Annotated in this window: 17 protein-coding genes and 3 pseudogenes; 10 read left to right on the top strand and 10 right to left on the bottom strand. The window is 60.4% G+C overall.

Going from position 1 to position 23,956, the window contains the following annotated elements; genetic code table 11:
- Positions 1 to 219: 219 nt before the first annotated feature.
- The 5 genes and pseudogenes from SB822_RS37520 to SB822_RS37500 all read left to right on the top strand — a co-directional run bounded on the left by SB822_RS37520 (position 220) and on the right by SB822_RS37500 (position 5,337).
- Complete coding sequence (locus SB822_RS37520; protein WP_007578016.1) at positions 220 to 966, top strand: carbonic anhydrase family protein; 747 nt, start codon at positions 220 to 222, stop codon at positions 964 to 966.
- A gap of 85 nt (positions 967 to 1,051) precedes the next feature.
- Positions 1,052 to 2,224, top strand: a complete 1,173-nt coding sequence (gene nhaA, locus SB822_RS37515) for a Na+/H+ antiporter NhaA (protein ID WP_007578018.1) — start codon at positions 1,052 to 1,054, stop codon at positions 2,222 to 2,224.
- Between the two features lie 71 nt (positions 2,225 to 2,295).
- Positions 2,296 to 2,807, top strand: a pseudogene (locus tag SB822_RS37510) (sodium/glutamate symporter).
- Positions 2,720 to 3,441 (top strand): annotated as a pseudogene (locus SB822_RS37505) (sodium/glutamate symporter). The pseudogenes SB822_RS37510 and SB822_RS37505 overlap by 88 nt, the downstream one beginning before the upstream one ends.
- A gap of 1,539 nt (positions 3,442 to 4,980) precedes the next feature.
- Positions 4,981 to 5,337 (top strand): hypothetical protein, encoded by a 357-nt coding sequence (locus SB822_RS37500; RefSeq protein ID WP_007578052.1) that lies wholly within the window; start codon positions 4,981 to 4,983, stop codon positions 5,335 to 5,337.
- Between the two features lie 420 nt (positions 5,338 to 5,757).
- On the opposite strand, the gene SB822_RS37495 is transcribed toward SB822_RS37500, so the two are convergent.
- The 7 genes from SB822_RS37495 to SB822_RS37465 form a co-directional block, all read right to left on the bottom strand.
- Positions 5,758 to 6,795, bottom strand: a complete 1,038-nt coding sequence (locus tag SB822_RS37495) for an AI-2E family transporter (RefSeq protein WP_086910420.1) — start codon at positions 6,793 to 6,795, stop codon at positions 5,758 to 5,760.
- A 513-nt stretch (positions 6,796 to 7,308) separates the two neighbouring features.
- Complete coding sequence (locus SB822_RS37490; RefSeq protein WP_007578054.1) at positions 7,309 to 7,782, bottom strand: carboxypeptidase-like regulatory domain-containing protein; 474 nt, start codon at positions 7,780 to 7,782, stop codon at positions 7,309 to 7,311.
- Between the two features lie 617 nt (positions 7,783 to 8,399).
- Positions 8,400 to 9,482, bottom strand: coding sequence for a helix-turn-helix domain-containing protein (locus tag SB822_RS37485; RefSeq protein ID WP_007578055.1), 1,083 nt, complete (start codon positions 9,480 to 9,482; stop codon positions 8,400 to 8,402).
- A gap of 514 nt (positions 9,483 to 9,996) precedes the next feature.
- The gene (locus SB822_RS37480; protein ID WP_007578025.1) at positions 9,997 to 10,926 is read right to left on the bottom strand and encodes a 3-hydroxyacyl-CoA dehydrogenase NAD-binding domain-containing protein; all 930 of its coding nucleotides are present in this window, start codon (positions 10,924 to 10,926) and stop codon (positions 9,997 to 9,999) included.
- Between the two features lie 3 nt (positions 10,927 to 10,929).
- Complete coding sequence (locus tag SB822_RS37475) at positions 10,930 to 11,850, bottom strand: 3-keto-5-aminohexanoate cleavage protein (RefSeq protein ID WP_007739803.1); 921 nt, start codon at positions 11,848 to 11,850, stop codon at positions 10,930 to 10,932.
- 46 nt (positions 11,851 to 11,896) lie between these two features.
- Positions 11,897 to 13,264 (bottom strand): MFS transporter, encoded by a 1,368-nt coding sequence (locus tag SB822_RS37470; RefSeq protein ID WP_086910421.1) that lies wholly within the window; start codon positions 13,262 to 13,264, stop codon positions 11,897 to 11,899.
- A 124-nt stretch (positions 13,265 to 13,388) separates the two neighbouring features.
- Positions 13,389 to 14,093: a Crp/Fnr family transcriptional regulator gene (locus SB822_RS37465; protein ID WP_410856963.1), complete on the bottom strand. Its 705-nt coding sequence runs from the start codon at positions 14,091 to 14,093 to the stop codon at positions 13,389 to 13,391.
- Between the two features lie 113 nt (positions 14,094 to 14,206).
- On the opposite strand from SB822_RS37465, the gene SB822_RS37460 reads away from it, so the two are divergent.
- From SB822_RS37460 to SB822_RS37445, 4 genes and pseudogenes are all read left to right on the top strand, one after another.
- Entirely contained in the window at positions 14,207 to 14,620 is a 414-nt protein-coding gene (locus SB822_RS37460) for an acyl-CoA thioesterase (protein WP_007578030.1), read from the top strand.
- A 16-nt stretch (positions 14,621 to 14,636) separates the two neighbouring features.
- Complete coding sequence (locus tag SB822_RS37455) at positions 14,637 to 15,410, top strand: SDR family oxidoreductase (RefSeq protein ID WP_410856962.1); 774 nt, start codon at positions 14,637 to 14,639, stop codon at positions 15,408 to 15,410.
- A 27-nt stretch (positions 15,411 to 15,437) separates the two neighbouring features.
- Positions 15,438 to 15,692, top strand: a pseudogene (locus SB822_RS37450) (3-hydroxybenzoate 4-monooxygenase); the annotation flags it as partial.
- A gap of 668 nt (positions 15,693 to 16,360) precedes the next feature.
- Entirely contained in the window at positions 16,361 to 17,539 is a 1,179-nt protein-coding gene (locus SB822_RS37445; RefSeq protein WP_007578035.1) for a porin, read from the top strand.
- A gap of 360 nt (positions 17,540 to 17,899) precedes the next feature.
- Here SB822_RS37445 and SB822_RS37440 read toward each other — a convergent pair whose 3' ends face one another.
- Entirely contained in the window at positions 17,900 to 19,204 is a 1,305-nt protein-coding gene (locus SB822_RS37440; protein WP_007578036.1) for a cytosine permease, read from the bottom strand.
- A gap of 34 nt (positions 19,205 to 19,238) precedes the next feature.
- Positions 19,239 to 20,699 carry an amidase gene (locus SB822_RS37435; protein ID WP_079486458.1) on the bottom strand — a complete coding sequence of 487 codons (1,461 nt, stop codon included), beginning with the start codon at positions 20,697 to 20,699 and terminating at the stop codon, positions 19,239 to 19,241.
- 213 nt (positions 20,700 to 20,912) lie between these two features.
- Between SB822_RS37435 and SB822_RS37430 the strand changes: the two genes are divergently transcribed.
- Positions 20,913 to 21,668, top strand: coding sequence for a response regulator (locus tag SB822_RS37430; RefSeq protein ID WP_410856961.1), 756 nt, complete (start codon positions 20,913 to 20,915; stop codon positions 21,666 to 21,668).
- Here the strand turns inward: SB822_RS37430 and SB822_RS37425 are convergent.
- The gene (locus SB822_RS37425; protein ID WP_410856960.1) at positions 21,587 to 23,935 is read right to left on the bottom strand and encodes an ATP-binding protein; all 2,349 of its coding nucleotides are present in this window, start codon (positions 23,933 to 23,935) and stop codon (positions 21,587 to 21,589) included. The genes SB822_RS37430 and SB822_RS37425 overlap by 82 nt on opposite strands.
- Positions 23,936 to 23,956: the final 21 nt, after the last annotated feature.

The following is a 23,956-nucleotide window of genomic DNA, read 5'->3' as shown; positions in this document are numbered from 1 at the left end:
ATTGAGCGTGACGGGCAACCTGGTGTGAGCGCGCCTCGCCATCGCCGTCCTGGTTGGTTCTGCCAGATGATGTGCTGGCGCTGACAATGTTTGCCGGAGTTAGTGCAGAAACGGCTGCAGCGATCTGCGCGAACACGCGGGACTCATGTGCGATGCACGGTACCGGGTGTTCAGGATGCCGCATGAAGGCTTTCTCAATCAGGTCAAGGAGGAATCGCAATGGAAACGAACCCGAGCTGTTGCCTTGCTGGGCAGCCCAAGGATGGCGGACGGCGCCTGTGGCTGAAAGCGGGGATAAGTGCGGTGTCACTTGTCGCCGGAGTGGGGTTCAAGGCTGGTCCTGCCGAAGCAGCCGCGTTGACAAAAACACAGCGGGACACGCTAACGCCCGACCAGATCATCGCGATGATGAAAACGGGTAATGAGCGATTCCGTTCTGGCAGGATGAAGAAGCAGGATTTCCTTGCGCAAAAGCGCGCGAGTGCGACTGGCCAGTATCCGGCAGCCGTTATCCTGAGCTGCATCGATTCCCGCGCGCCGGCAGAGATCATCCTGGACATGGGTATTGGCGATACGTTCAATGCCCGCGTGGCAGGAAACATTGTCAATCAGGACATGCTCGGCAGCCTCGAATTTGCCTGTGCGGTCGCAGGTGCAAAAGTTCTGCTGGTGATGGGGCACACGGCGTGCGGAGCGATCAAGGGCGCCATCGATAACGTGCAGCTGGGTAATCTTACGGGACTGCTTGAGACCATCCGGCCCGCGATCGAAGCAACACAATACACGGGTGAACGAAGTAGCAAGAACGAGGAGTTTGTGGACGCCGTGGCGCGATCGAATGTGGGGCAGGCGATCGCGACAATCCGTAACAGCAGCCCGATACTGCTTGATCTTGAACACAAAGGGCAGGTCAGGATCGCCGGCGCAATGTATGACCTGCACACCGGTGCGGTGACATTCATGTGAAATCGGGCTACACCGGACGCCCGGTGCACCACGGGTGCATGACCGATTTTTTTAGGGCGTTGTTGCGCATTCAACGGAGACATCCATGGTGATCGACAACGCGGTCCGCAAGGTAACCGCCGGCATGGCCGAATTCTTGAGGCTGGAATCGGCGGGTGGTTTGCTGCTTGCCGCCGCCGCGGGACTCGCGCTGATCTGCAGCAACACCCCCCTTCGGTCCGCGTACGACGATCTGCTGAAGATTCCCGTGGAGGTGCGTGTGGGATCATTCGCGCTCGCGAAGCCGCTCCTCATGTGGGTCGACGACGGTTTGATGGCGGTTTTCTTCCTGCTGATCGGACTGGAGGTCAAGCGCGAGGTCATTGAAGGTGAACTGTCTACGCCCGCTCAGGTCGTGCTGCCAGTCGCTGCAGGGTTGGCTGGAATGGTGGTGCCGGCTCTCATTTATCTCCTCGTGAACCGGGGAAGCGACGCAACCCTGAATGGCTGGGCCATTCCCACGGCCACAGACATTGCATTCGCGCTCGGCATTCTTTCGCTGCTCGGCAACCGGGTGCCGGTGTCGCTAAAGGTATTCCTGACTGCCGTTGCCATTGCCGACGATCTGGGCGCGATCACGATCATTGCGCTGTTCTACACTGCCGGGCTTTCGATCCTGATGCTGCTGTTCGCGGCCTTGGCAATCGCCGTGCTGATAGGACTGAACGTGCTGAAAGTCACGCGTATCGCGCCGTACATGGTCGTCGGCGTAATCCTGTGGGTCTTTGTTCTGAAGTCCGGTGTTCATGCAACACTTGCGGGCGTGGCTGTTGCGTTCGCTGTGCCGCTAACGACGCTGGATTCTGAAGGCAAGGCGCCCCTGCATCGGATCGAACATGGCCTTCACCCATGGGTTGCCTTCGGCATCCTGCCGATCTTCGCTTTCGCAAATGCCGGTGTCCCGTTTGCCGGAGTGACGCTTGCCGCACTGGCGCAACCGCTGCCTCTTGGCATTGCCGCAGGCCTGTTCATCGGAAAGCTCGTCGCGGTTTGCGGGGCGAGCGCCGTGCTAATCGGGCTGCGTCAGGCCACACTGCCTGAGGGAGCTAGCTGGCGCCAGCTGGCTGGAGTCGCCGCTCTTTGCGGCGTCGGCTTCACGATGAGCCTGTTTATCGGCTCTCTCGCTTTCGAAAGTCCCGAATATTCCACGCCTGTCAGATTGGGGGTGATTGTCGGGTCAATGTTATCGGGTGTGACCGGCTATCTGTTGCTCCGGTGAGTGAGGGAACTGTGCTGCTCGCCTCATTGTGCGAAACCGGTTAGCCAGGCCGAAGATCAAGGAAGCAAATCATGAGCCTCGACACGCTGGAAACCCTGATGGCGGTTTCCCTCGTCCTGTTGCTTGGGCGGCAGATTCTCGCCCGCAGTCGCATCCTGCAGACCTGCAGCATCCCGGAACCGGTTGTCGGCGGACTGCTTGTGGCGCTGCTGACTTTTCTGCTACGCAGGTTCGCGCAGTTCGACCTGCGCTTTGATGCAACGCTTCAGGTGCCGCTGATGCTGACGTTCTTTGCCACGATCGGCCTGAACGCAGATCTGACCGAGTTGAAGGCTGGCGGCCGGGCGTTGACCGGTTTTCTCGGCGCGGTGGTTGGCCTGCTCGTGATGCAGGACGCGCTTGGCATCGGTCTGGCATGGGCGTTAGGGCAGAACGGCTGCTTGGCCTGCTGGGGGCATCAGTGACGCTCTCGGGCGGCCACGGCACGGGCGCAGCCTGGGCGAGGGGGCGAGGGTCTTCTCGGAACGCCACGGACTCGCGTATGCGACGGAAATTGCGATCGCCTGTGCCACGTTTGGCCTGATACTTGGGGGATTGATCGGGGGCCCGGTCGCGCGTTTGCTGATCACGCGCTATAAGCTTAGCCCGAAGCCTAGATCGGACCTGGCGGGCGAGACCGGTTTCGAGCAACCCGAAGCTGTGAGGCCGGTTATGGCGGAAGCAATGATCGAAACAGTGGCGCTGATTGCCGTCTGTCTCGCGGTCGGCTCGGCGATTGGATCCTGGCTGGTACCGCGTTCGAGTTGCCCGCGTTCGTATGTGTGCTGTTCGTCGGCGTCGTGCTGCGCAACGGCCTTTCCGTGCGCGGTTGGTATCGTGTTTTTGAGAGCGCGGCGTCGTTGCTCGGCAATGTAAGCCTCGGACTCTTTCTCGCGATCGCGCTGATGAGTCTGCGCTTAGGCGACCTGGCGTCGCTGGCCCTGCCGCTTTTCGTAATCCTGGTGGTGCAGGCGACCGCGATGGCCGCCTATGCCATTTTCGTCACCTTTCGGGTCATGGGACGTAACTACGACGCCGCCGTGCTGGCCGCCGGACACTGCGGATTCGGCCTTGGAGCGACACCGACCGCGATAGCCCATGCAGGCCATTACAGCGCGCTTTGGCGCCTCCCATCTGGCCTTCCTGGTGGTGCCGATGGTGGGAGCGTTCTTTATTGATATCGCAAATGCGATCGTCATCAAGTTGTTTCTGCTGCTCCCGATTTACGGATAACGGGATGTTGTCGGCGATTGGGACCAACTGGCGGCACGCAAGCAAGCAACACAGGATGTGAGTGGCAGGGCCGGCAAAATTCTGTCCACGCTTCCCGGCGGATGAAACTCCGGTCCAGGCGAGGCACTATTTACACGCTATGTAGAAGGTGCGCTATGTGGGGGCGCGTTGCAACCTGGCCACGCGCGACTGTGAGCCCATTGCCCTTTCAGCGTACGCACGTCACATAGTTCCTGAACGAATCGTGGTGAGTGCTGACCCGGCCGTTGCCAAGATCGATCACCTCGTGCTTGCCGTGACCCGCGAAGGTGTGAGACCAGTAAGGGCTGTCGCCTCCCCATCCGTGTCGACCGCCAGGATAACGGCCATCGCCCTCTGGTGCAACGATCGCGTATCTGTTCCCCGTAACCGCTGTATCGCCCGTGTTTGCGTAAGCGAAAAGCGCTTTAAGCTCTCCAATCGTCGGCAGGCGCAAATGCCGTTTCGCACACTGGTACCGTGCATCGTGATAGTCATACCGGACTATTCGGACGTGCGTGAAAGGATCGGGCGCGCCTAGCTGCGTGCGCGCAGCTTTTTTCTCCCACGGCCAGGGGGTGGTGACGGGAGGGCTGAAGCAGGTTTTGTCGCGAGAGAAAATCGTCGTGCCACCGCCAGCCATTGAATACGTCCCTTTCCGCATGCAGATCTCTTTTGCGCCTACTATTGCTTCCGCATGCGCGGAGGTCAACGCAAGACCCAAAATCAGAGCGGGTGCTGCGCTCAACATTGAGCGAAGCAATCCAGGTCGCAGTTTCCGCTTTCCGTCAGAGGAACTCATGGCAGCTCGATGGTTGTATTCGTGATCGGGCATGGGATGACGACCGGGTTGCATCACCATCCGGCCGGTCCTGGCGAAGCGCGTCAGTCGCAGGACAGATGATTACGTGAGGCTTGCCCCCTGCGATATCTGTTGCAATGTCCGCTTCACCACAACTCAGTAAATGGGAAGTCGGCTTGTGGCGCGATGTACCACCGCTCGAATCGTGATGTACTGCAGCACTGCTATCACAACGCGCATCTACGTTATGCCAGGCCGGCCGTACAGTCAAATGAGCACTTTCGCAGGAAGGGCGGGGGCGCTGCCACGTCGCCTGTCAATCCGATTTGTTAGTAAAGCGAGAGTTCTTTGCATTCAGTCGACCTTCTTGCAGGCGTGACCCAGCTGCATCGCAGACGGCACCCATGCAGGCCCGTTTGTTTGCATGGCTGGAAATCCACTGAAAACGTCGTCATGAGCGCGTCATATTCTGATGACTTGTCGGACAGACTCAACGTTGACTCGCATTGCGACGGACGGGCAGGTCGTTGAGCCTCTTGACCTTGCCATAGCAATTCGCTGGATGCCGCCTTTTACGCCCGCTGCGCGGTTCAGCGATCCGCGCGAGTCAAAACCTACTGACGGCAGTGATAGCCTCGGGCCGAGCTTACGATGGAGGAATTCAATGAAATTCGTTACGGGTTCTATCGGGCAGGCACTCTTCGATCACGGTGGCCTGAGAGCAGTTTTCGAGCACGCCAGAAATCTTCTGGTTGCCACCATCATTGTTGCAGCAGGCTTCGAGACGGTAAGAAACTTCGATACGATCCACCTGCCTGGCCTGTCGAATCCCTTGTTAGCGGGTTACGTCGTCGCCGGAGCAGGATGCGGACTCACGGCGCTCAACTTCATCGATGGATTGCGAAAGCTGGCGAGATTGCGGTGGCACCTTGGGTTACAGATTGCACTGAGTATTGCGTACCTGTTTTTTTCCTTGCGAGTCGTCCAGTTGATGATTTTTTTCAGAACTCACGCCTGTTAGATTGTATCGGTCCCGGAAGTTTTCCATTTTGGAACATCCAACTGCTGAGCCAGTTCTGCCAGCGTGCGTTCGCCTCGGACAGCGGTCAATGCAGCCTTCGCGTAGAACGCCACTGAGTGAGTGCGCCGGGTTCTGTTTGTCATCGTCGGTTCCTCCAACGGCTAGTCGAGTTCTGTTCGTAACCCGGATGTCAAAGCTTGGCACGTCGGGCGCACATCCGCTGGCACGAAAGTGCTGTAATGACTTCGTCTGCGGTTGCGCCAGCCGGAATTTTGCTGCGGATTTTTTCAGACACCAAGGGCAAGACCTGTGGTCCCGGCGAAAGGCTTTGGCAATGGTTCTTCGACTCGCCTGGGGTTTGATGGTATGCGACCCCGGGGGCGAAATTCGAGACAGTCGGTCAGGGCCATGTGCAAAGGCTCAATCCTTGTGCGTCAATAGCACCGAAAAGGGACGCGTCGACTCGAATGACGAAAAGCCGATCAGAAGACCAACCGTGATCGGAACGGCCAGAAACGCACCGGCCACTCCCCAGATCGAGGACCAGACTGCCATGCTAACGAGGATCACAAGGGGGCTGAGGTTCAACGATTCGCCCATCAGATACGGATCGACCAAGCTCCCGACAACGAAGTTCAGCACCGAAAGCGTAGCGAATACGAGCAAGACCTCGCTCCATTGCCCGAATTGAAGACCCGCGATCAGGGTTGGAAAGCCTACCGAAATAACTGACCCGATGTACGGCACGAAATTGAGGACCGCAATCAGGACGGCCCACAGTTCGGCCAGTTCCAGTCCGACGAACAGCATGCAAACCCAACTGAGGAGGCCGATGCTCGCACCGAGTAGTGCCTTGAGCGCGAGATACATGCCGATCTTGGCGTTGATCTTATTTACGACGCTCACGATGTGCATCGCCGCAGCGTTGTTCGCGATCCGTGCCAGTTTTCTGCGAAATCGCGCATGCTCGGCAAGGAGGAACGCCGTATAGAGCGCCACAACGAAGATCGTCACGATCATGCCCGATAGGGACGATAACGTCGCGGTGACTATGCCCTGGATATTGAGTTTGGCGAACATGTCGCGGCGTATGGACTCCCAGGTCGGTTCGGTTTGCGCCTGCAAGACCGCAGCGATTTTGCCGACCAACGCAAGCAGCGTTGCCTGATACTTCGGTGCGAGCGCGATCAGGCGGTCCCTGTCGGATATCAGCAGGTTGATGGAGACATAGATCGTCAGCACCAGGAGGGCGACCGCTATCGACGAGCGGATGCCAACCGGAAGCTTTGCGCCAATGTACGGAATCCGTTGCAATAGGTTCGCAATGCCGAAAATGACATAGGTAGCGATCACACCAAACGCTAACGGAACAAGCACCGGCCGACCGATATAAAGAATCCACCCGATGAGGGTAGACAGAATGACGACGCATGTAACCTTGAATACTCCGCCGTTCATGTTCCTCCCGCACTTGAATTGAGAACCTCGATTGCGGCTGCCGCTCGGCACAGCTTGCGCAAGCCGGGTCTTTCGGCTGAAATTCCTGCAGCAGCGTTATTCGGTTTCGCTCAGCGCGACCCTTTCGGTGTGCCGGGAGCTTTGCGACATGGCACTTGCCACCTTCACGCTCAAAGCGATCGCAGTATTGAGCACACAGGACCGTCCCCTTACGCAAGTGGACCCAGGACAAATTACCAAATAAAAACCGGGAGCATGAGCGACAGCACTGAGAATCCTGCGCCAAGAGTCTGCACAACTCGCCGTCGGAATACAAATCTTTTGCTACATACGTGGTCCGACTATTGATTTGCGCGAAAAGCTGCGACGTTGCTCCGGCCAACGCGCCATTCCTCACGCTACCGACCGGCCATGGACAGACCCCTCCTCCGTCCCGCGGGGAATTTAAGGGCGCGTAGTTATGCTGATCGAGTTGGGCCTATGGCCTAGCTTGGCCGGGAGGCCCCATCCCCCTTATTGAGAGGCCCAATCGAAGGTCAACCTGGCGCTGCCCTTAGCTGGCACGGTTACCGCCTTGCTCTGCTCGTTGCCCTTGTAGCTCGCATGTACGGTGTACCGGCCCGGCCGCAGTCGCACCAGCATGTACGGGCCCTGCGACGTTGCGTTTAGTACGTTCGCGTTGTGGGGATCAACGATCCTAACTTGCACGTCGGCAACGTAGTCCAAACCCGAGCCAGTGAAACTCAGCCCAAGCGGCCACTGGCTGCGCGCTCGCTCCAGCGCATGCGACTCGTCGGCGCCGACGCCGCCCGATACGAACTCGATGTCACCTTGACGCTGAATCTGCTGCATGCCGCCACCGTTGTTGTTGCCCGCGCCGGAGTTATTGGTCGCTTGCTGTGCCCAAGCGCCGTCGGCCAGGCTGACTGCGAGCGCAGCGCTCAAGGCTGCTGCAATGAAGACGTGCGGATCGCGTCGGATTCTCATCTTCTCAGTCCTTTGAGAGCACGCCCGGTGTGGGCTACGTTTCGAATCGAATGCCGCGAGGATACGGCATGACGGAAGTCGAGCTCGGATCATCAAACTGCCAGCCGTTCCGCGGCCCGGGAGACATGACCGACTTTGTTGAGGGCGGATACGGCGCATCTTACGCCTGCCGGTTTGATTCAGTTCATGTGCTCCTCGCCAGATTTGACCCTTGGCGATATCCGACGCCCGGAGGAAAACCGATGACCTCTGTGGAGCGGAAGGCTGCCGGTCGCCCTTGTCGTGACAGGACAACGAAGACCAGAAACGTGCTGAAGAGAACTACTCATTGGGTGGACGTCCGCTCCGCACCTCGAAGCGGTCACTGCGACAATGGAGGTTCGTACGACGGCAATGGGTCGTGTTATGCCTTTCGCCTGAGAACCGCGCCCGAGGCGATCGTCGCGCTCGGTCGTCGGGCACTAGCCGGCCAGTTTCGGTCACTTGGCAAGGTTGCGTAGATCGTTGCCAATCAGCAGGCTCCTCTGCGCTGTCGAGGCTTCTGTCGAACTTACGCGGCCACGTGATTTCGCGCCCCCGATCGCAGCTAACAATCCAATCTGTTTAACATCGCCCGTCTATGTGAAGCGCTTCCGTCTTGCATGTTTGCGCTGGAGCAACGGCGCATACTCGTGCAATTCCCGTGGCGCGATGTCGAAGGCGCGACGGAATGCACGCGTAAAGCTCGAGGCGTCATTGAAACCCAACCCGAAGGCAATGTCCTGTACCTCCATATGCGGAAAGCGCACCAACTCATCTGCCGCCATTCGCAGCCTGCGGCTACGAATATAAGCGGCCAGGCCGCCTTCATGCTCAAAGAGACGGTACACGCTGGCGCGCGAGAGATGCAGCGATGCCAACACGGTGTCAGGCGACAAATCCGGATCGTGCAGATTGGCCTCGACATGCCGCCGCACTTGTCCATAGACAGCCGCACGTACCGCTGCCCGGCCGTTCCCGGAAAGACCCGCTTGACGGCTGAAAGCTGCAACGAGTAGCTCTACCGCATTGACAAGGGACTGATGCGCTTCTTCCTTGCTCAGTCCGACGATTTGTAGCTTTAGCGCCACCAGATGCTCAATCAGTATGCGTGTCAAAGGGGTGGTGGCGTGAATCCAGCGGCCATGCAGCGAGGCGGCATCAGGGAACGACCTTTCCACCAGGGCGCGCGGCACAAAAAGAAGCAGTATTCGACCATGAAAACTCCGGATCGTGCACGGCTGATCCATGTCCAGCGCGAGGATACTTGGCACTTGCGGTATATGCGGCGCGTCTAGCCGTGGCTTGCCGCCCAGGAACTGCCCCGGTGGCCCTTCAAGGAATACGCTGAAGCTGATGTCGCGAATGCTCTCGGTCGAAACCCGACCCAACGATCGCACAGCCAGGTTGGGCCCGGTGCGGAAGTCGAAGAAGCTCAGATTGTCGATCGTGTAACGAGACAGTGATGCATCGAACGTATCCTCAGCTTGCTTTGACGAAGGCCGTATGTCGTAGACTGGACTCATACGCTCCTGCCAGGCCAGGAAGCTTTGTCGGGCGTCGCCTTGAACGCTGAAATTGCTGTGCATGCCGGGCGCAAGCGTCGGCGGCCCCGATGGCAACAACAAGCGGCTTAGCGGTAAAGCAGTGTGCAGCGGGTCGTCGTTCAATGCAGTGCTCATCGCGAATTTTCGTCCAGTTTTGATCCGCCCCGTGCGGCTGAACTTTATGTTGAGCCACGAGCCCGCTCGGCGCGCGCTCGTGTAGGTTGCCAAGCATACCAGTACTAGCTTTGCCGTAGCGCGCAGGCAAATCGATCAATTCAGTACTCGGAAACCACACACGCTCTTGAGCAGACCGACTCTCGGTGGCCGCATCACATTTCCGTTTCGGTTTGTTGGAATGACCGCTTTCGCGAAAGGCCATTGTCTCTTTCGGGTCGTGTTATGCCTTTCGCATGAGAACCGCGCCCGAGGCGATCGTCGCGCTCGGTCGTCGGGCACTAGCCGGCCAATTGCGGACAGCTACCCGGCGGTTGCGCGGACATTCAGACGTCGGCTTCGCTCCGTAACCCGCCGTGCGGCCTACGAATGTCCGTGCGCACTGACGCAGCCCGCTAATCGATAGGTTCACTTTCTGTCGCCTTGAAGGGCTGATGAGCGCAGACGGTTTCTTCTTCATCTCGCATTGCTGGCTCTATGGAATCTGAGAGAGCTCGCGCTTCGCTTCCAGCAATTCGATCAGCAATTGATCGCGCTGGCGAATCATTTCGGCAAAGTCGTGCGACTGTAGTTTCGTTTCGACGCCCTTCGCGATCGATTCGATGTAGTCGTCCGTCTCGGGATACGTGCCCAGATCTCTCGCCCACTCGCGCTGAGCTGGGCCCAGATGCCGCAGCACATGTGTGATGCCACCGGGACCGCCGGAAGCATGAAGGTTGAGAAACGGACCGAGGAGGGCCCAGCGCAGACCGGGGCCGTAGGAGATTGCGGTGTCGACATCCTCCACGGAGGCAATGCCGCGCTGTACCAGACTGATCGCCTCTTGCCAAATCGCCGCTTGCAGGCGATTAGCAATATGACCTTTGACTTCCTGGTTGATGCGGATAACCTTCTTGCCAGTTGAAGCGTAGAGCGTCATCGCCCGGTCTATGTATTCCGTCAATGTGAGCCGTCCGCCGCCGACCTCGACCAGCGGAATGATGTGCGATGGATTGAACGGATGCCCAAGTACGATCCGCTCCGGATGCTGCGCGTGAGCCTGAATCTCGCTGACCGGCAATCCCGACGACGAAGACGCGATGATCGCGTCCGTCTTCGCCGCGCGTTCAATGTCGGCGATCAACGCCTGTTTGACGTCGAGTCGCTCCGGGCCGCTTTCCTGAATGAAATCGGCATCGCGCAACGCTGCGGTTAAATCGGTCATGAAGACCAGCCTTTCTCGCGAGGCATCACCCGAAAGACCGAGTCGCTCGACAACCGGCCAGTTCTCGTCGATCCACCCGCGCAGGCGCGACTCCGCGCCCTCGGCGGGATCGGTCGCGATGACGTCGAAACCATGCGCCAGAAAATGCGTGGCCCATCCCGCGCCGATCACGCCCGTGCCGACGATCGCGATCTTCGTCATGGCTCAGTGCTCCAGACAGGCGGCATCGACGGTTGCGTGCAGCGGCCGCAGTCCGATGATCTCGCGCGCTTCCTCAGGCGTCGCCGGTTCGTAACCCATCTCGCGCACCATGCGAACGAGCCGCTCGACCAGTTGCACGTTCGTCGCCAGTTCGCCGTGCCGGTAATACAGGTTGTCTTCGAGCCCGACGCGCACATGGCCACCCAGCAAGAGCGAATTCATCGCGGCGGGCAATTGCGCAGCGCCGATCGCGCTCACGTTGAACACGGTGTCGCGCGGCAGATGATCGACCATCGTCTGCAACAGACGCGGCGTGTAGGGCAATGCGCCCTGAAACGCATTCGCGCCGATCACGATGTTGATGAAATGCGGCGCGTCGTCCAGGCCGTCGTTGATCGCGCGCTGCACATCCTGAACGATATCGGCGAGACCGAACACTTCCCATTCGGGCTTGATGCCACGCGCTTTCATCATCTCGGCAATCTGGCGGATGCGCGAAGGCGGCGTCGCGACGAGAATCTCCTTGCCGCCGAAACTCGCGATCACCGTCTGCGCGTCGAGCGTACACATTTCGACGCCATCACCCTGCATGCCTTTCAGACGCTCTTCCCACTGAATTTCCCAGAGGCCGTTGTCGAGCTCGCGAACCATGTCGCCGTCGATACCGCCGCCCGTCGAATTGTTCAAAATGATCTCGCACTTGTCGCGAATCAGCCGGTTGATATGGCTGTAGATGGCCGGATCGCAGGTCGCCTGATCGTCGGGACGGCGCGCGTGGACCGCCACGACACTCGCGCCTGCGTTGTAGCAGCGGTAGGTATCGTCGGCGATTTCCTGCGGCTGCGTGGGCAGATTCGGGTTCATCTTCTTGGTGGCCATGCCGCCGGTGGGCGCAACGGTCACAATGACTTTGGGCTTGCTCATGATGGTGTTCTCCGATGAAGAATGAGGTTCTGAAGAAAGAGGGCGGTCAGTGCGCGCTTGCGTCGTCGATCGTGCCGACGCGGACTGCGCTCTTCGGCAATCCAAGCAAAATGGTCAGTCCGCCGCAGATGACGAGCGCGGTCAATGCGAGAAGGCCCATCTGAATGCTGCCGGTCACGGACTTGATCCAGCCGATCAGCGTCGGACTCGCGAAGCCGCCGAGAATGCCGAGCGAGCTGATGACCGCAATGCCGGCCGCCGCCGCTTCCTGGCCGAGATAAGTGGGCGGAATCGACCAGAAGAGCGATCCGCCGCCGAAGATAAAGAACGCGGCGACGCACAGCAGAACCATGACGGGGACGATCGCGGTGCCGAGAAACGATGTCGATGCCAGCGCCGCCGCGCCGAGAACCAGCGTGCCGCCGACGTGCCAGCGGCGTTCCTTGAAGCGGTCCGAACTGCGGCTGATGACGAGCACGCCGAGTGCGCCGAAGCTATATGGCACGGCGGTGTACCAGCCGATCGTCGCGATCGGGGCGATGCCGAGACCTTTGATCATCGTCGGCAGCCAGAACGTGAGCGTGTAGACGGCGCACGCGCAGCAGAAGTAGACGAAGGCCAGCACGTAGGTTTTGGGATCGGCCAGCGCGGCGGCGAGACGGCCGTGATGCCCGGGTTTGACGTCACCGCGATGATCGGCATCGAGAACCGACTGCACGAGTGCTTTTTCGGTGTCGTTCAACCACGGCGCGCCGGCCGGTTTGTTCGGCAACAGGCGATACAGCAGCACGCCGATCAGCACGGTCGGCAATCCTTCGACGAGAAAGAGCCATTGCCAGCCATGCATCCCGCCGATGCCTTCCATGCCGCTCATGATCGTGCCCGACAGCGGGCCGCCGAGCACACCCGTGATCGGCATGCCGAACAGGAACAGACCCGTCACGCGGCCGCGACGCTGGCTTGGATACCAGTAGGTCAGATACAGAATGATGCCGGGGAAGAATCCCGCTTCGAAAATTCCGAGCAGCAGCCGGATGCCGTAGAACTGCCACGGCGCGGAAACAAACGCGGTCGCGGCGGACGCGAGGCCCCACAGGACCATGATCCGTAGAAACGTCAGCCGCGCGCCGATCTTTTCAAGCAGCAGATTGCTGGGCACTTCGAACAGCAGATATGTCACGAAGAAAATGCCCGCGCCGAGGCCATAGACGGCATCGGAAAAGGCGAGATCCTGCTTCATCTGGAGCTGCGCGTAGCCGATGTTGATGCGATCGAGAAACGCGAAGACATACGCGATCAGGATCATCGGCATGATGCGCCAGGTGATTTTGCGAAAGACCGCGTCTTCCACCAATTGCCCCGACGGGCGCTCGACGAATACGGCTGCGGCGGGGAGCGGACTGGTGCGATTCATTGCGCGTCTCCTGGACTGGGTTGACACGCATTATTTCGAGTGAGCGCCGCCACGACTGTCGATTGCGCGACAGTTGGGATGAGCGTAAACACTGAGCCGTTCTTTCGAAGAACCGTCCGCGAATCTACCGCGACAGCGCGTTGAGCCCGGGCAGATCCAGCACGACGATGCTGCCGTATTCCGTCCGCACAAGACCGGCGTTCTTGAAGCGCGTCATCGCCTTGTTGCACGTCTGGCGCGAAACTGCGGCCAGATTGGCAAGCTCTTCCTGAGACAGCGGCAAATGTACCGTGCCGCTCGGGTTGGACAGCGGTTGCACCATGCCGACCAGCGCCCGCGCGACGAGACTGTCGGTGTCGAGCAGCCCGTGCGCGGCGACCGCGCCCATGAACCAGTGCAGACGCTCGTTCATCTGATGAAGCAGAAATTCGTTGAACGACGGCCGATTTTCGCGAAGCCAGACGAAGGTGGCGCGCGGAATCTGTGCGACGCGGCTGTCGCGCAGCGCGATGAGATCGGATTCGCGCGGCGCGTTGCGGATCAGCGTGCCTTCGCCGAACCAACTGCCCATCGACTGGCCGCCGAGCGTTACGGTCTGCCCGTCGCGCGCGGTGATCGACCATTTGATGATGCCTTCGAGCACGCCGAACCACATCTGCTGCCGTTCGCCGTGACGGCCCAAAGACTGACCGGCGGCGACCGCACGTTCCGTGATGTCGGGGCGCACGCGGGTTTTCGCGGCATCATCCAGCGCGACGAACCACGGCGATTGCGCGAGCAGTTCGTCGACCGACAGCGTCGCCGTGACGACTTTTGTTTGCCGCGTCATGCGCGTCCTCCGACGCCGCTCGCGCGTGACGGAACGTGAACTGTCGCCGCGCCGACAGTGTGGCGTCGGCGAAACCCGCACAATGTCTGCACTGGTATCCGGAGCATAAGTTCGTGAGTAAACAAACTGTCTATTCGATCGATGTTCAATTCGGCGATTGCGACCCGGCCGGAATCGTCTTTTTCCCCAACTTTTCGCGCTGGATGGACGCCGCCTCGCACGACTACTTTATACAGTGCGGCCTGCCGCCGTGGCGAGAGATGGACGCGTTGCCCGATTGCATCGGCCCGCCGCTGCTGGAGTTTCACACGCGCTTCGTCAATTCCGCGACTTACGGCGAACGGCTCGACATTCACAGCCGCGTCGAAGAGTGGCGCGGCAAAGCTTTTATCCAGAGCCATCGGATCATGCGCGGCGAGAGCTTGATCTGCGAAGGCCGCGCGACGCGCGCGCTGTGCGTCAAACAGGCCGATGGCCGGCTCAAAGCCGTTCCCGTTCCCGACTTCATCCGCGCGGCCTGCGAATAAGTAAATCGAGGATTTCATGACCACATCGAAAGGCAAGCGCGTCCTGATAACGGCGGGCGCGGGCGGAATAGGGCGCGCGATCACGGAAGCGTTCGTCGCGGACGGCGCGAGCGTTTTTGTCTGCGATATCGACGAAACCGCGCTTCAAAACATGCAGACGCAATTGCCCGGCGTGAAGACGGCGGTGTGCGACATCGCGGATCGCGCGGCGGTTTCAAACATGGTCGCGGATGCGGCGGCCGCGCTCGGCGGTCTCGACGTGCTCGTCAACAACGCGGGCATCGCCGGGCCGACCGCGAGCGTCGCGGACATGGACCCGGACGCGTGGGAAGCCGTGCTCCGCGTGAATCTGACCGGAACGTTCACGGTCACGCAGCACGCCATTCCGCTGCTCAAGCAATCGAGCGCGGGCGTCGTGCTCGTCATGTCGTCGCTGGCCGGACGCTTCGGTTATCCGAATCGAAGTCCTTATTCGACGACGAAATGGGGCCTCATTGGTTTCACGAAGACGCTGTCGCGCGAACTCGGTGAATTCGGCATTCGCGTCAATGCGATCTTGCCGGGCGCCGTCGAAGGTCCGCGCATCGAACAGGTGCTTTCCGGACGCGCGTCTGCGAGCGGCCGCACAGTCGAACAAGAAAAAGCGGCGGCGCTCGGCAATCAGTCGATCAAGCGTTTCGTCGATCCGGCCGACATCGCGGCGCTTGCCGTCTTTCTTGCATCCGATGCAGGACGATCTATTTCAGGTCAATTGATCCCGATCGACGGAGACTCCCAAAGCGCTTCGTGATTTCAGGGTAAACAGGGGGGGCGCTGGGCCGTGTTGCAGGAGCCTCATCGAGAAGTCTTGCTCGATGATCTGCATGCGTCGTTGTTGCTGCGAAGGACGATACGGCCCGATCGACCAAGAAAAGGCATTTGGGAGAACGCGTCGACTGATATCTTCGATGAGCGTGATATCGATCGCGAGCGGGGTGCGCTCGTCGTTGTCCGGCCGGACCAATACGTAGCGCATGTGCTTCCGCTCGATGCCTATGCCGAATCGGATGCATTCTTGCGGCCCATCTTCCGAACTGATCCTGTTTTGGAGACCGCTAGAAAGTGTCAGCCAAAATCGATAGCCCTGACGGGATTTCCAGATTCGCCGGCAGCCTTGTCCGCCGTCCTCGACAGTGGCACTTGGCGGTAGGGCAGAGCGAGGTTTCTGCCGAGATCACGAGCGGTCAGTACGCAGTGCTCTAAAGTTGAAGTTGCCGCAGTTTGACGAATACCGCTTTTGCGCATCAAGGGATGTTAATTCGCGGTTGACCGTGTTGGCCGATGCCCGACCAACAACATCCGCCGTCGGATGACCGTTGTACTTCAAAACGCGACGAAGGGACCACGATCGGACGACCGACCGTAACGGGTCGATAGCGCCTGTTCGATCTGCTCCGAACCAGTCATTGCAGGACGGCGATAGGGTCCCGCGCCGCTGCGTCCCGGCCATCACAGACCATTCGACGGCGGGACCAATGGGACACTCAGAAGTCCAGTCAGCATTAGTAAGCGGACTGAGGTTGACCCGGATGACAGCAATGCCGCGAAGGAGCCGGATAACGCGGGAACCGCGCCCGCCCCTGCGTCCTGACAAAAACGCCCTATACTTTTCTGGCGAGACGCTCGCAGCCAGGTTCGGCAACGCTCTGTGTGAAGCATTCCAGGTGTATCCCGTCGTTCGGTATTAACTGGAGCAAGCGCATGAAAAAGTGCCTCTTAGCCGGCGCTGCGCTCGTCACCCTGACGGGGACGGCGCATGCCCAGAGCAGTGTGACGCTGTATGGCCTGATCGACGCGGGGCTGACCTATACCAATAGCCAGATCTCTGGAACGGGTTCGGGCGGCCACAGCAACTGGCAGATGACCAGCGGTTCAGTGCAGTACAGCCGCTGGGGGCTGCGGGGAGCCGAAGATCTGGGCGGCGGGTTGAAGGCCATCTTCACCCTCGAAAGTGGCTTCAACGTGAACAACGGGCAACTGTCGTCGAATAACCGCCTCTTCAACCGCCAGGCTTTTGTTGGTCTGACCAGCCGCGAATATGGCACGCTCACGCTAGGTCGCCAGACCGATGACATGGTCGACTTCGTGGCGCCGCTTTCGCTGACGGGCACGGAATTTGGCGGTGTGCACTTCGCTCACCCATTCGACGTCGACAACCTTAACGATTCGTTCCAGATCAATAACTCGGTCAAGTATCAGAGTCCGGAATATTACGGATTCAAGATCGGCGCGCTGTATGGTTTCTCGAATCAGGCCGGTGGCTTTGCAAACAATCGTGCCTGGAGTGTGGGCATGTCCTACGTCTGGGGGCCCCTGAACTTTGGGGCGGGCTATCTGCATCTGAATAGCGCTGCCAGGACACCTGGCGAGGTCAATACAGGTGGCGCGGTGACCGATACGACCGGCTCTTCGGTCCAGGGGCTACTGTCACCAACCGCAGTTCCGTTAGGCGCGCTTGCCGCCCGCCAGCAAACCTGGGGCGCGGGCGTGAATTACACGTTCGGCCCAGCAGTTGCAGGCTTCGTGTACACGCAGACCAATCTGACGGGTCTGTTTCAGACTGGCTTTAGCACGCACTTCCAGAACTTCGAAGGTAACTTCCGATATGCGCTGAACCCAGCCGTTGAACTTTCGGCTGCATATACGTATTCGCGCGCGGGTGGAAACGCAGGCAGCGGCAGTCCGCACTGGAACCAGGTGAGCGCGATGGCAGACTACAGTTTCTCCCGCCGAACGGATGCATACGTACAGGGAACCTGGCAGGGGCTGAGCGCGGGCAGCAACTCCCCACTGGGTGTGGCCTGGATTAACGGAGTGAGCGCGCCGTCGTCCACGAGCAATCAGGTAGAAGCGACTGTGGGCCTGCGTCACCGTTTCTAAGCCAGGCGCGCTGGGCCTGCGTGCAGAATGGCTCACGGGTACTCCCGTCTCTGCCAGGCGCGATCTCTCCGTCCTGCCTGGGCGATCAACCCGATGGGGCAAGCGGCTGAAGTACTTCGGAAGCGGTCGTTGCGGTGCCCTGAGTTCGAACGGCTCTACAGGGTCGAAGTCAGCCTCTTGACCCATCGTCGATGTGGTCGGTGCCACGATGAGGCGGGCGCTAGCCGCCGCGACCTGACACTGCGGGTCCGTGACAGACGTAAGAGACATGCGTGCGTCGCGGCGACTGAAGTGCGACGGAGCAGATCTGAATGGAGCCTGAGCTACCGTTTGGCGACCCCGCCAAACGGCAACCGTCCGCTAAAGCAACCCGTTGCGCTGACGCACTGCGCGCTTCGCCCCCAGCGACAGCGCGTAATAGGCTACCGCACCTACGAGCATCCCCGCGACCGCTTCGGAAAACCACGGTGCCATCCCGTGAACGAGCAACGCGGCGAGCGCGCCGAGTGCCCACGCCGCGAACGCGCTGCCACGAAAGTTCGGTACGTCTTCATCGTACGAATAATGACGGACGAAGATCTGATCGACGATGATCACCGCGCCGATTGGCGGTACCAGCACGCCGAGCAGGTTCAGCCAGTTCAGGAACAGACTCCACACGCCAGCCAACGCCAGCAGGCCGCCAAGCAATCCGAGCAGGACCGTCATGGTTCTCATCTTTTTGCCCGCAATGCGTCCCCAGCCCACCGCGCCGTTGTACAGGCAATGCGTGCACACTGACCCGAGGTTCACGAAGACGAAAATCAGCGCAATGCCCGACAGCACGCCGCCATGGCTGGTCAGAACCGGCATGAAGTTACCACCCTGCGTCGCCGGCGCTGCAGCGGCCCCCGCGCATACGATCGCGATACCGAACACCTGTGCAATCAGGTTCGCAAACGGAAACGCGGTGAGTGTCGCGTAGACCGCGCTCTTTCCGTCCTTTGACCAGCGTGTGAAATCCGCGGTCATCGTGCCGGAATCAGCAAAGGTCGCCACCACCAACGTGACGGCGCCGCCGAAGGACATCAGGCTGTTCATGCCAAGCCCGTCGTAAAGAAACACTGTTGATAGTGCGTGCGCCGATCCGATCAGGTACAGCGCTACGAGACCGAGCGCCACATAGAGTGGCGCGGCGATCATGCCGACGATCGACAGCGCACGAATGCCGACGAACGTCACAGCGGTATAGAGCAGCGTGGCCACGATGATAGTCGCCGTTTCGTTCCAGCCGAAAGACGCATGTACCGTCGTGCCGGTGAGGCCGGTCTGAAACGCATACCATCCGACGACGACGCTCGCGAGAAAGCCGGATGTGATTGCGTAGCCCTTTTTGCCAAACGTACGCTCGGCCTGAAGCGCAAAATTGCGACCGGTACTACCGGCGATAAAACTCAACGTACCGACGTATGTCAGCAGAATGGCGTTGCCCATCAGGATCGCGAGCAGCGCCCGCGAAAAGCCGAGGTTATAGGCGATAACTCCGCCGAATACTGCGTTCGTAATGATCATCGGAAAGCCGAACCACACCGCCGCGACCGAAGATAACCGGTGACGGTGCGAGAGCGGGACGGGCTTGTGCTCGAACTCTTCGTCGAGCCCGTGCTGGTCGGTCGAACTGGTCATGATGTTCCCCTGGTTCCTGGTCTGGATGCACGGTTTACTGGACGAGGCCGAGTTCCTTGAGCAGCGGCGGCAGGGTGTTGCGCCACGGACGCGCCCGCTCAAATGCCGCCGACGCGCGCAGCACCAGCTGATCGTCGAGATGGCGGCCAACGATCTGTAGCCCGATCGGCAGCCCGTCGTTCGTAAAGCCTGCCGGCACGGATGCCGCCGGCTGGCCGGTGAGGTTGATCGGATAGGTGAACGAGAGCCACTGTGTCGGCGCGACCATGCGTCCGTCGGTTTTCTCGGGTCCCTGACAGTGAACCGGGAAAGGCGGGACCGTCAGCGTCGGCGTGAGCAGCAGGTCATAGTCCGTCATAAAGCGCCACATCTTGTTCACGACGCTCTTGCGGGTCACCATCGCGTTGGTGAAGTCCTCCGCGGTCCACGGATGATTCAGGAACGCGACCAGATGCGGCGACATCTCTTTGCCCCACTGTGCCGCCATCGCGCGCATGCCTTTGAGATCGGTGTCCATCGCGACGATTGCCCAGAACGCGTCGAAGGGATCGCTCCACCCGGGGTGCGCGATCTCGACGTTGCAGCCCAGATCGCGCTCGAAGACACGCACCGCGTCATTGACGACGCGGCGCACCTGCGGGTCGACGGCCGCGTAACCCCAGTCCGGGCTGTACGCAACGCGCAGCCCTTTCAGGTCGCCGTCGAGCGCGTTGAGCCAGTCGAAACCAGCGGCCGGCAGCGAATGGCGGTCGCGCGAATCAGGGCCGGCGATCACGGACAGCATCAGCGCGCTGTCTGCAACTGTTCGGCTCATCGGACCGATATGCTCGAGGCTCTCCCAGCTCGACACACCCGGGTAGCGTTCATCGCGGCAGCCAGGATAGAGCGGCACTCGCCCCATCGACGGCTTGATGCCGTAAATTCCTGAGTGCGCCGCCGGAATGCGGATCGATCCGCCGCCGTCGCTGCCAATGGCAAACGGCACCTCTCCGCTGGCCACCGCCGCGCCGGAACCCGCGCTGGAGCCGCCGGGCGTCATGTCCAGATTCCACGGGTTTCGGGTGGTTTCGAAAACCGGGTTGTGGCCAACACCGCTGTATCCGAATTCCGGCACATTGGTCTTTCCAACGATAATTGCGTCAGCCCGTTTTAGACGCTCGACAACGACGTCGTCTTCGTCAGGCACAAAATCCTTGTATGCGGGCGAGCCGGAAGCGGTCCTGATGCCTGCCGTGGAAACCAGATCCTTGATGCCGACGGGTACGCCCGCCAGTGAACCGACGTCGTCGCCACGCAGAATGCGCGTTTCCACTTCGCGTGCCTGCTCGCGCGCCGCTTGCGACGTAATCGTGCAGAAAGCGTGGATCGACGGCTCGAGTGCTTCTATCCGCGCCAGATGTGCCTCGACCACTTCAACAGGCGAAAGCTCCTTGCTGCGAATGGCCCTCGCGAGGGCGACCGCGTCCATGCCGCAAATCTGTTGCTTGACATCCATGCTCATCTCCTGATCCGGTTTCTTTTGGGGGGTGTGCTAACTATCGGGCGATCTTGTGAACGAGTCTGCACTGTCAATTGAACAGGCTATGGTGGTTTGTTAAAATTTGTGAACAGAAGCGCGAAACCGCTACAGGGAAGGCGGGGGCGGTCCAGTCGCGAACGAACAGTGGCGCACTTCCGGATCGACGAGCGAAGAATTCGTGAGGAACACATGCAGCCGAGCCGAACTCCCCAGCGCATTGCCGTGGTCGACGACGACCCGTCGATTCGCGAAACACTCGAAGGCTTTCTGGAGGCGGAGGGCTACGAAATCTGTTGCGCGGCCGACGCCGACGAACTGGACCGCATGATGCGCGTCCGTCCCGTGGATCTTGTGCTGCTGGACATCCGGCTGCCGGGACGCGATGGCCTGTCGTTGACACGCGATCTGCGCGAGAAGTCCGAGATGGGCATCATTCTGATCACAGGCCGCAACGACAAGGTCGATCGCATTCTCGGCCTCGAATACGGCGCGGACGACTACATCGCCAAACCGATCGACGAGCGTGAACTGCTGCCGCGCGTGCGCAACCTGCTGCGGCGTGTGGAGCACAGCCGCAGCGTGACTGCGCCCTCGACGCTGTCGTTCGGTCAGTTCCGGCTCGACACACGCGGCCGTAGCCTGACCGATCCGGCGGGCGCAAGCGTGCCCCTCACAACCGCGGAGTTTGATCTTCTGCTGGTATTCGTCAGGAACGCCGGCCAGGCAATGTCGCGGGAGCGGCTGATCTCGGCGATCAAGCGGCGGCGCTTCGAGTCAATGGACCGAACGGTCGACACGCTTGTGCGTCGTTTGCGTCGCAAGATCGAGGCGGATCCGGACAATCCGCAACTCATCAAAACCGTTCACGGCACCGGGTATCTGTTCACGGGCCAAGTCGCCGCAGACGACAGCAAGCCGCGTACACAGCGCTCCACGTCGCGGTAAATGGTGACGACAGTCAACGCCGCATCCGAGACCTCCAGCGCGCTTCCTGTTCGGGCGATCTGCTCCAGGTCAGCAGCGGTATCCGCAAGCTGCTGAAACCCGACGTTCGACGCGGCGCCCGCGAGGCGATGCGCGTTTTCGGCGACCATTTCGAGGCTCGCCCGCGCGCAGCCGTTCGCGATTCCTTCGAGCGCATCGCTGGCGGTTTGCGCGAACGCCGCGACGATGCGCAGGGTCCGATCTTGTCCCAGCTTCTGGCGCAACCGTTCAATGCGCTCCGGTTCCTCGACCACACCAGATTGCGCCGGCTGCGCCGCCTGTCTCAATGCCGAGCGCAGCGTTTCCATCTCGACCGGCTTTTCGATGATCCCGTCGATGCCACGCAGCAAATAGAGTGGCCTGTCCGTGGGCAGCGGATTCGCGGTTAACCCGAGTATCGGGCCTGTGTGACGATGCGGCTCGTGACTCGACCGGATCGCGGCAGTGGTGGCGAGTCCGTCCATCACCGGCATGCGGATATCCATCAACACGAGATCGAAATGCTGCGTCTTGAGGATATCCAGCGCTTCCTGCCCTGAGCCGGCCGACATCACATCGCACCCTTCGGCGCGTAGCAATTCGCTCACGACGTCGCGATTCAGCGCCACGTCATCGACAACCAGCACGCGCGATGCTGGCGGGTTCTGCGGCGCGCTTTCTTCACGCTCCGCCAATGCGAACGACAAACGCACCGCGAAGGTCGAGCCTTTCCCGACCTCGCTGCGCACCAAAATCGAGCCGCCCATTGCTTCAACGAGCCCCTTGCTGATTGCAAGGCCAAGACCGGTTCCTTCGAAGCGCTTTTCGTGTCCGGTTTCCGCCTGCGAAAACGGCCGGAAGAGCCGTGGGATGACATCGGGTGCGATGCCGATTCCCGTATCAGTCACTTCGATGACGATCTCGATCGAATCGTCGCCGCGCGCCTCGACATCCGTCTTGACCTCGATATCTCCAGACTCGGTGAACTTGATGCCGTTGCTGACAAGGTTGATGATGATCTGCTGCAAGCGCGCGGGGTCGCCGAATACGGCTGACGGCAACGGCGCGAGCACGCTCACGCGAACCGTCAGCCCTTTTTCCGCGGCCGCGGCACTCGCCAGCGTGGCGGCCCCCGTGATCACTTCACGCAAATCGAAGCGGCGACGGTCTAGCCGGATGTGCCGGACTTCGAGCAATGCAAGATCGACGATGTCGTTGATGATCACGGCCAGCGTTTTGCCCGCCTGAATCATGCGGCGCACGATCTGCGCAGCACCGTCGGGAAGCTCATAGCGAACGAGCAGTTGCGCGAGTCCGAGCACTCCGTTGACGGGTGTTCGCAGCTCATGGCTCATCATCGCAAGCGATTCGGATTTCATCCGCTCGAGCGCCTCGGCCGCGTTCTTCGCTTTGACGAGCGCGCTCTCGGCTTCGTGCCTCACCGTGATGTCCGCCACACTTGCGATGATCATCCGCTTCGAGCGAACCACCAATGACTGCCGCGAGACCAGCAGGTGACGCACCGCACCGGCGCCGGTTTCGAATTCGCTGGTTTCGATCGCGCCGCCAGTTTCCTGTTGAGAAATCAGCCAGGCGAAGAGTTGTGCCTCCCGCCGCAAGGCTTCCCGCAGTCTGCCGGGTGAGCGCGGTGGGTCGTCCACAAAGAGATCGAGAGCCTGGCGGTTAGCGAATTCGATCTGCCCTTGTGCATCAATCAGCAGAAGCGGAATGGGCGACGCGTCCAGCAAGCGGTGTACGGAGTAGTCGCTCAACCGGCTCTCGCGCACGAGCAGCAGCAGACACCCCAGGAAGAACACGCCGGCAACGTCCGTCGCAATGCGGCCGAACAGGCCAGCCGCCAGCGCGGAAAGCGGCGCGGACGTCATGACGGCGACCTTGCTGCCACGAAGCGACGCGAACAGTGCTCCGTTGCGGATGACGAACCGACCTTTGGTGTCTTCGTTCTGCGCCTCTGCCAGAGGACGGCAGGCGGGATTTTCCGCGCACTCCGATGGGAGCGGAATTGCAATTGTCTTCTGCCCCGGCCACGCGGCAATGCCTGCGAGCCGGTTGGTCGAATGGCGTGCGCTGTCATCGATGAGCGCTACACCGTCCGACTTATCGGAACGGGCTTCGGCAGAGGCGAACTGGATCGCAAGACGTGCCTCATGCAAGAGAAGATTGTCGAGCGCGTCTTTGCGTGCCTGGAAAAGCAGGAACGCGAGCGAGGAAATCAGGACGATAACCACAATGCCGGTTCTCGCCTCGAC

This window comes from Paraburkholderia sp. SIMBA_054 (genome assembly GCF_046534875.1).
Lineage (GTDB): Bacteria > Pseudomonadota > Gammaproteobacteria > Burkholderiales > Burkholderiaceae > Paraburkholderia > Paraburkholderia hospita.
This window is presented reverse-complemented; position numbering and strand designations above follow the sequence as displayed.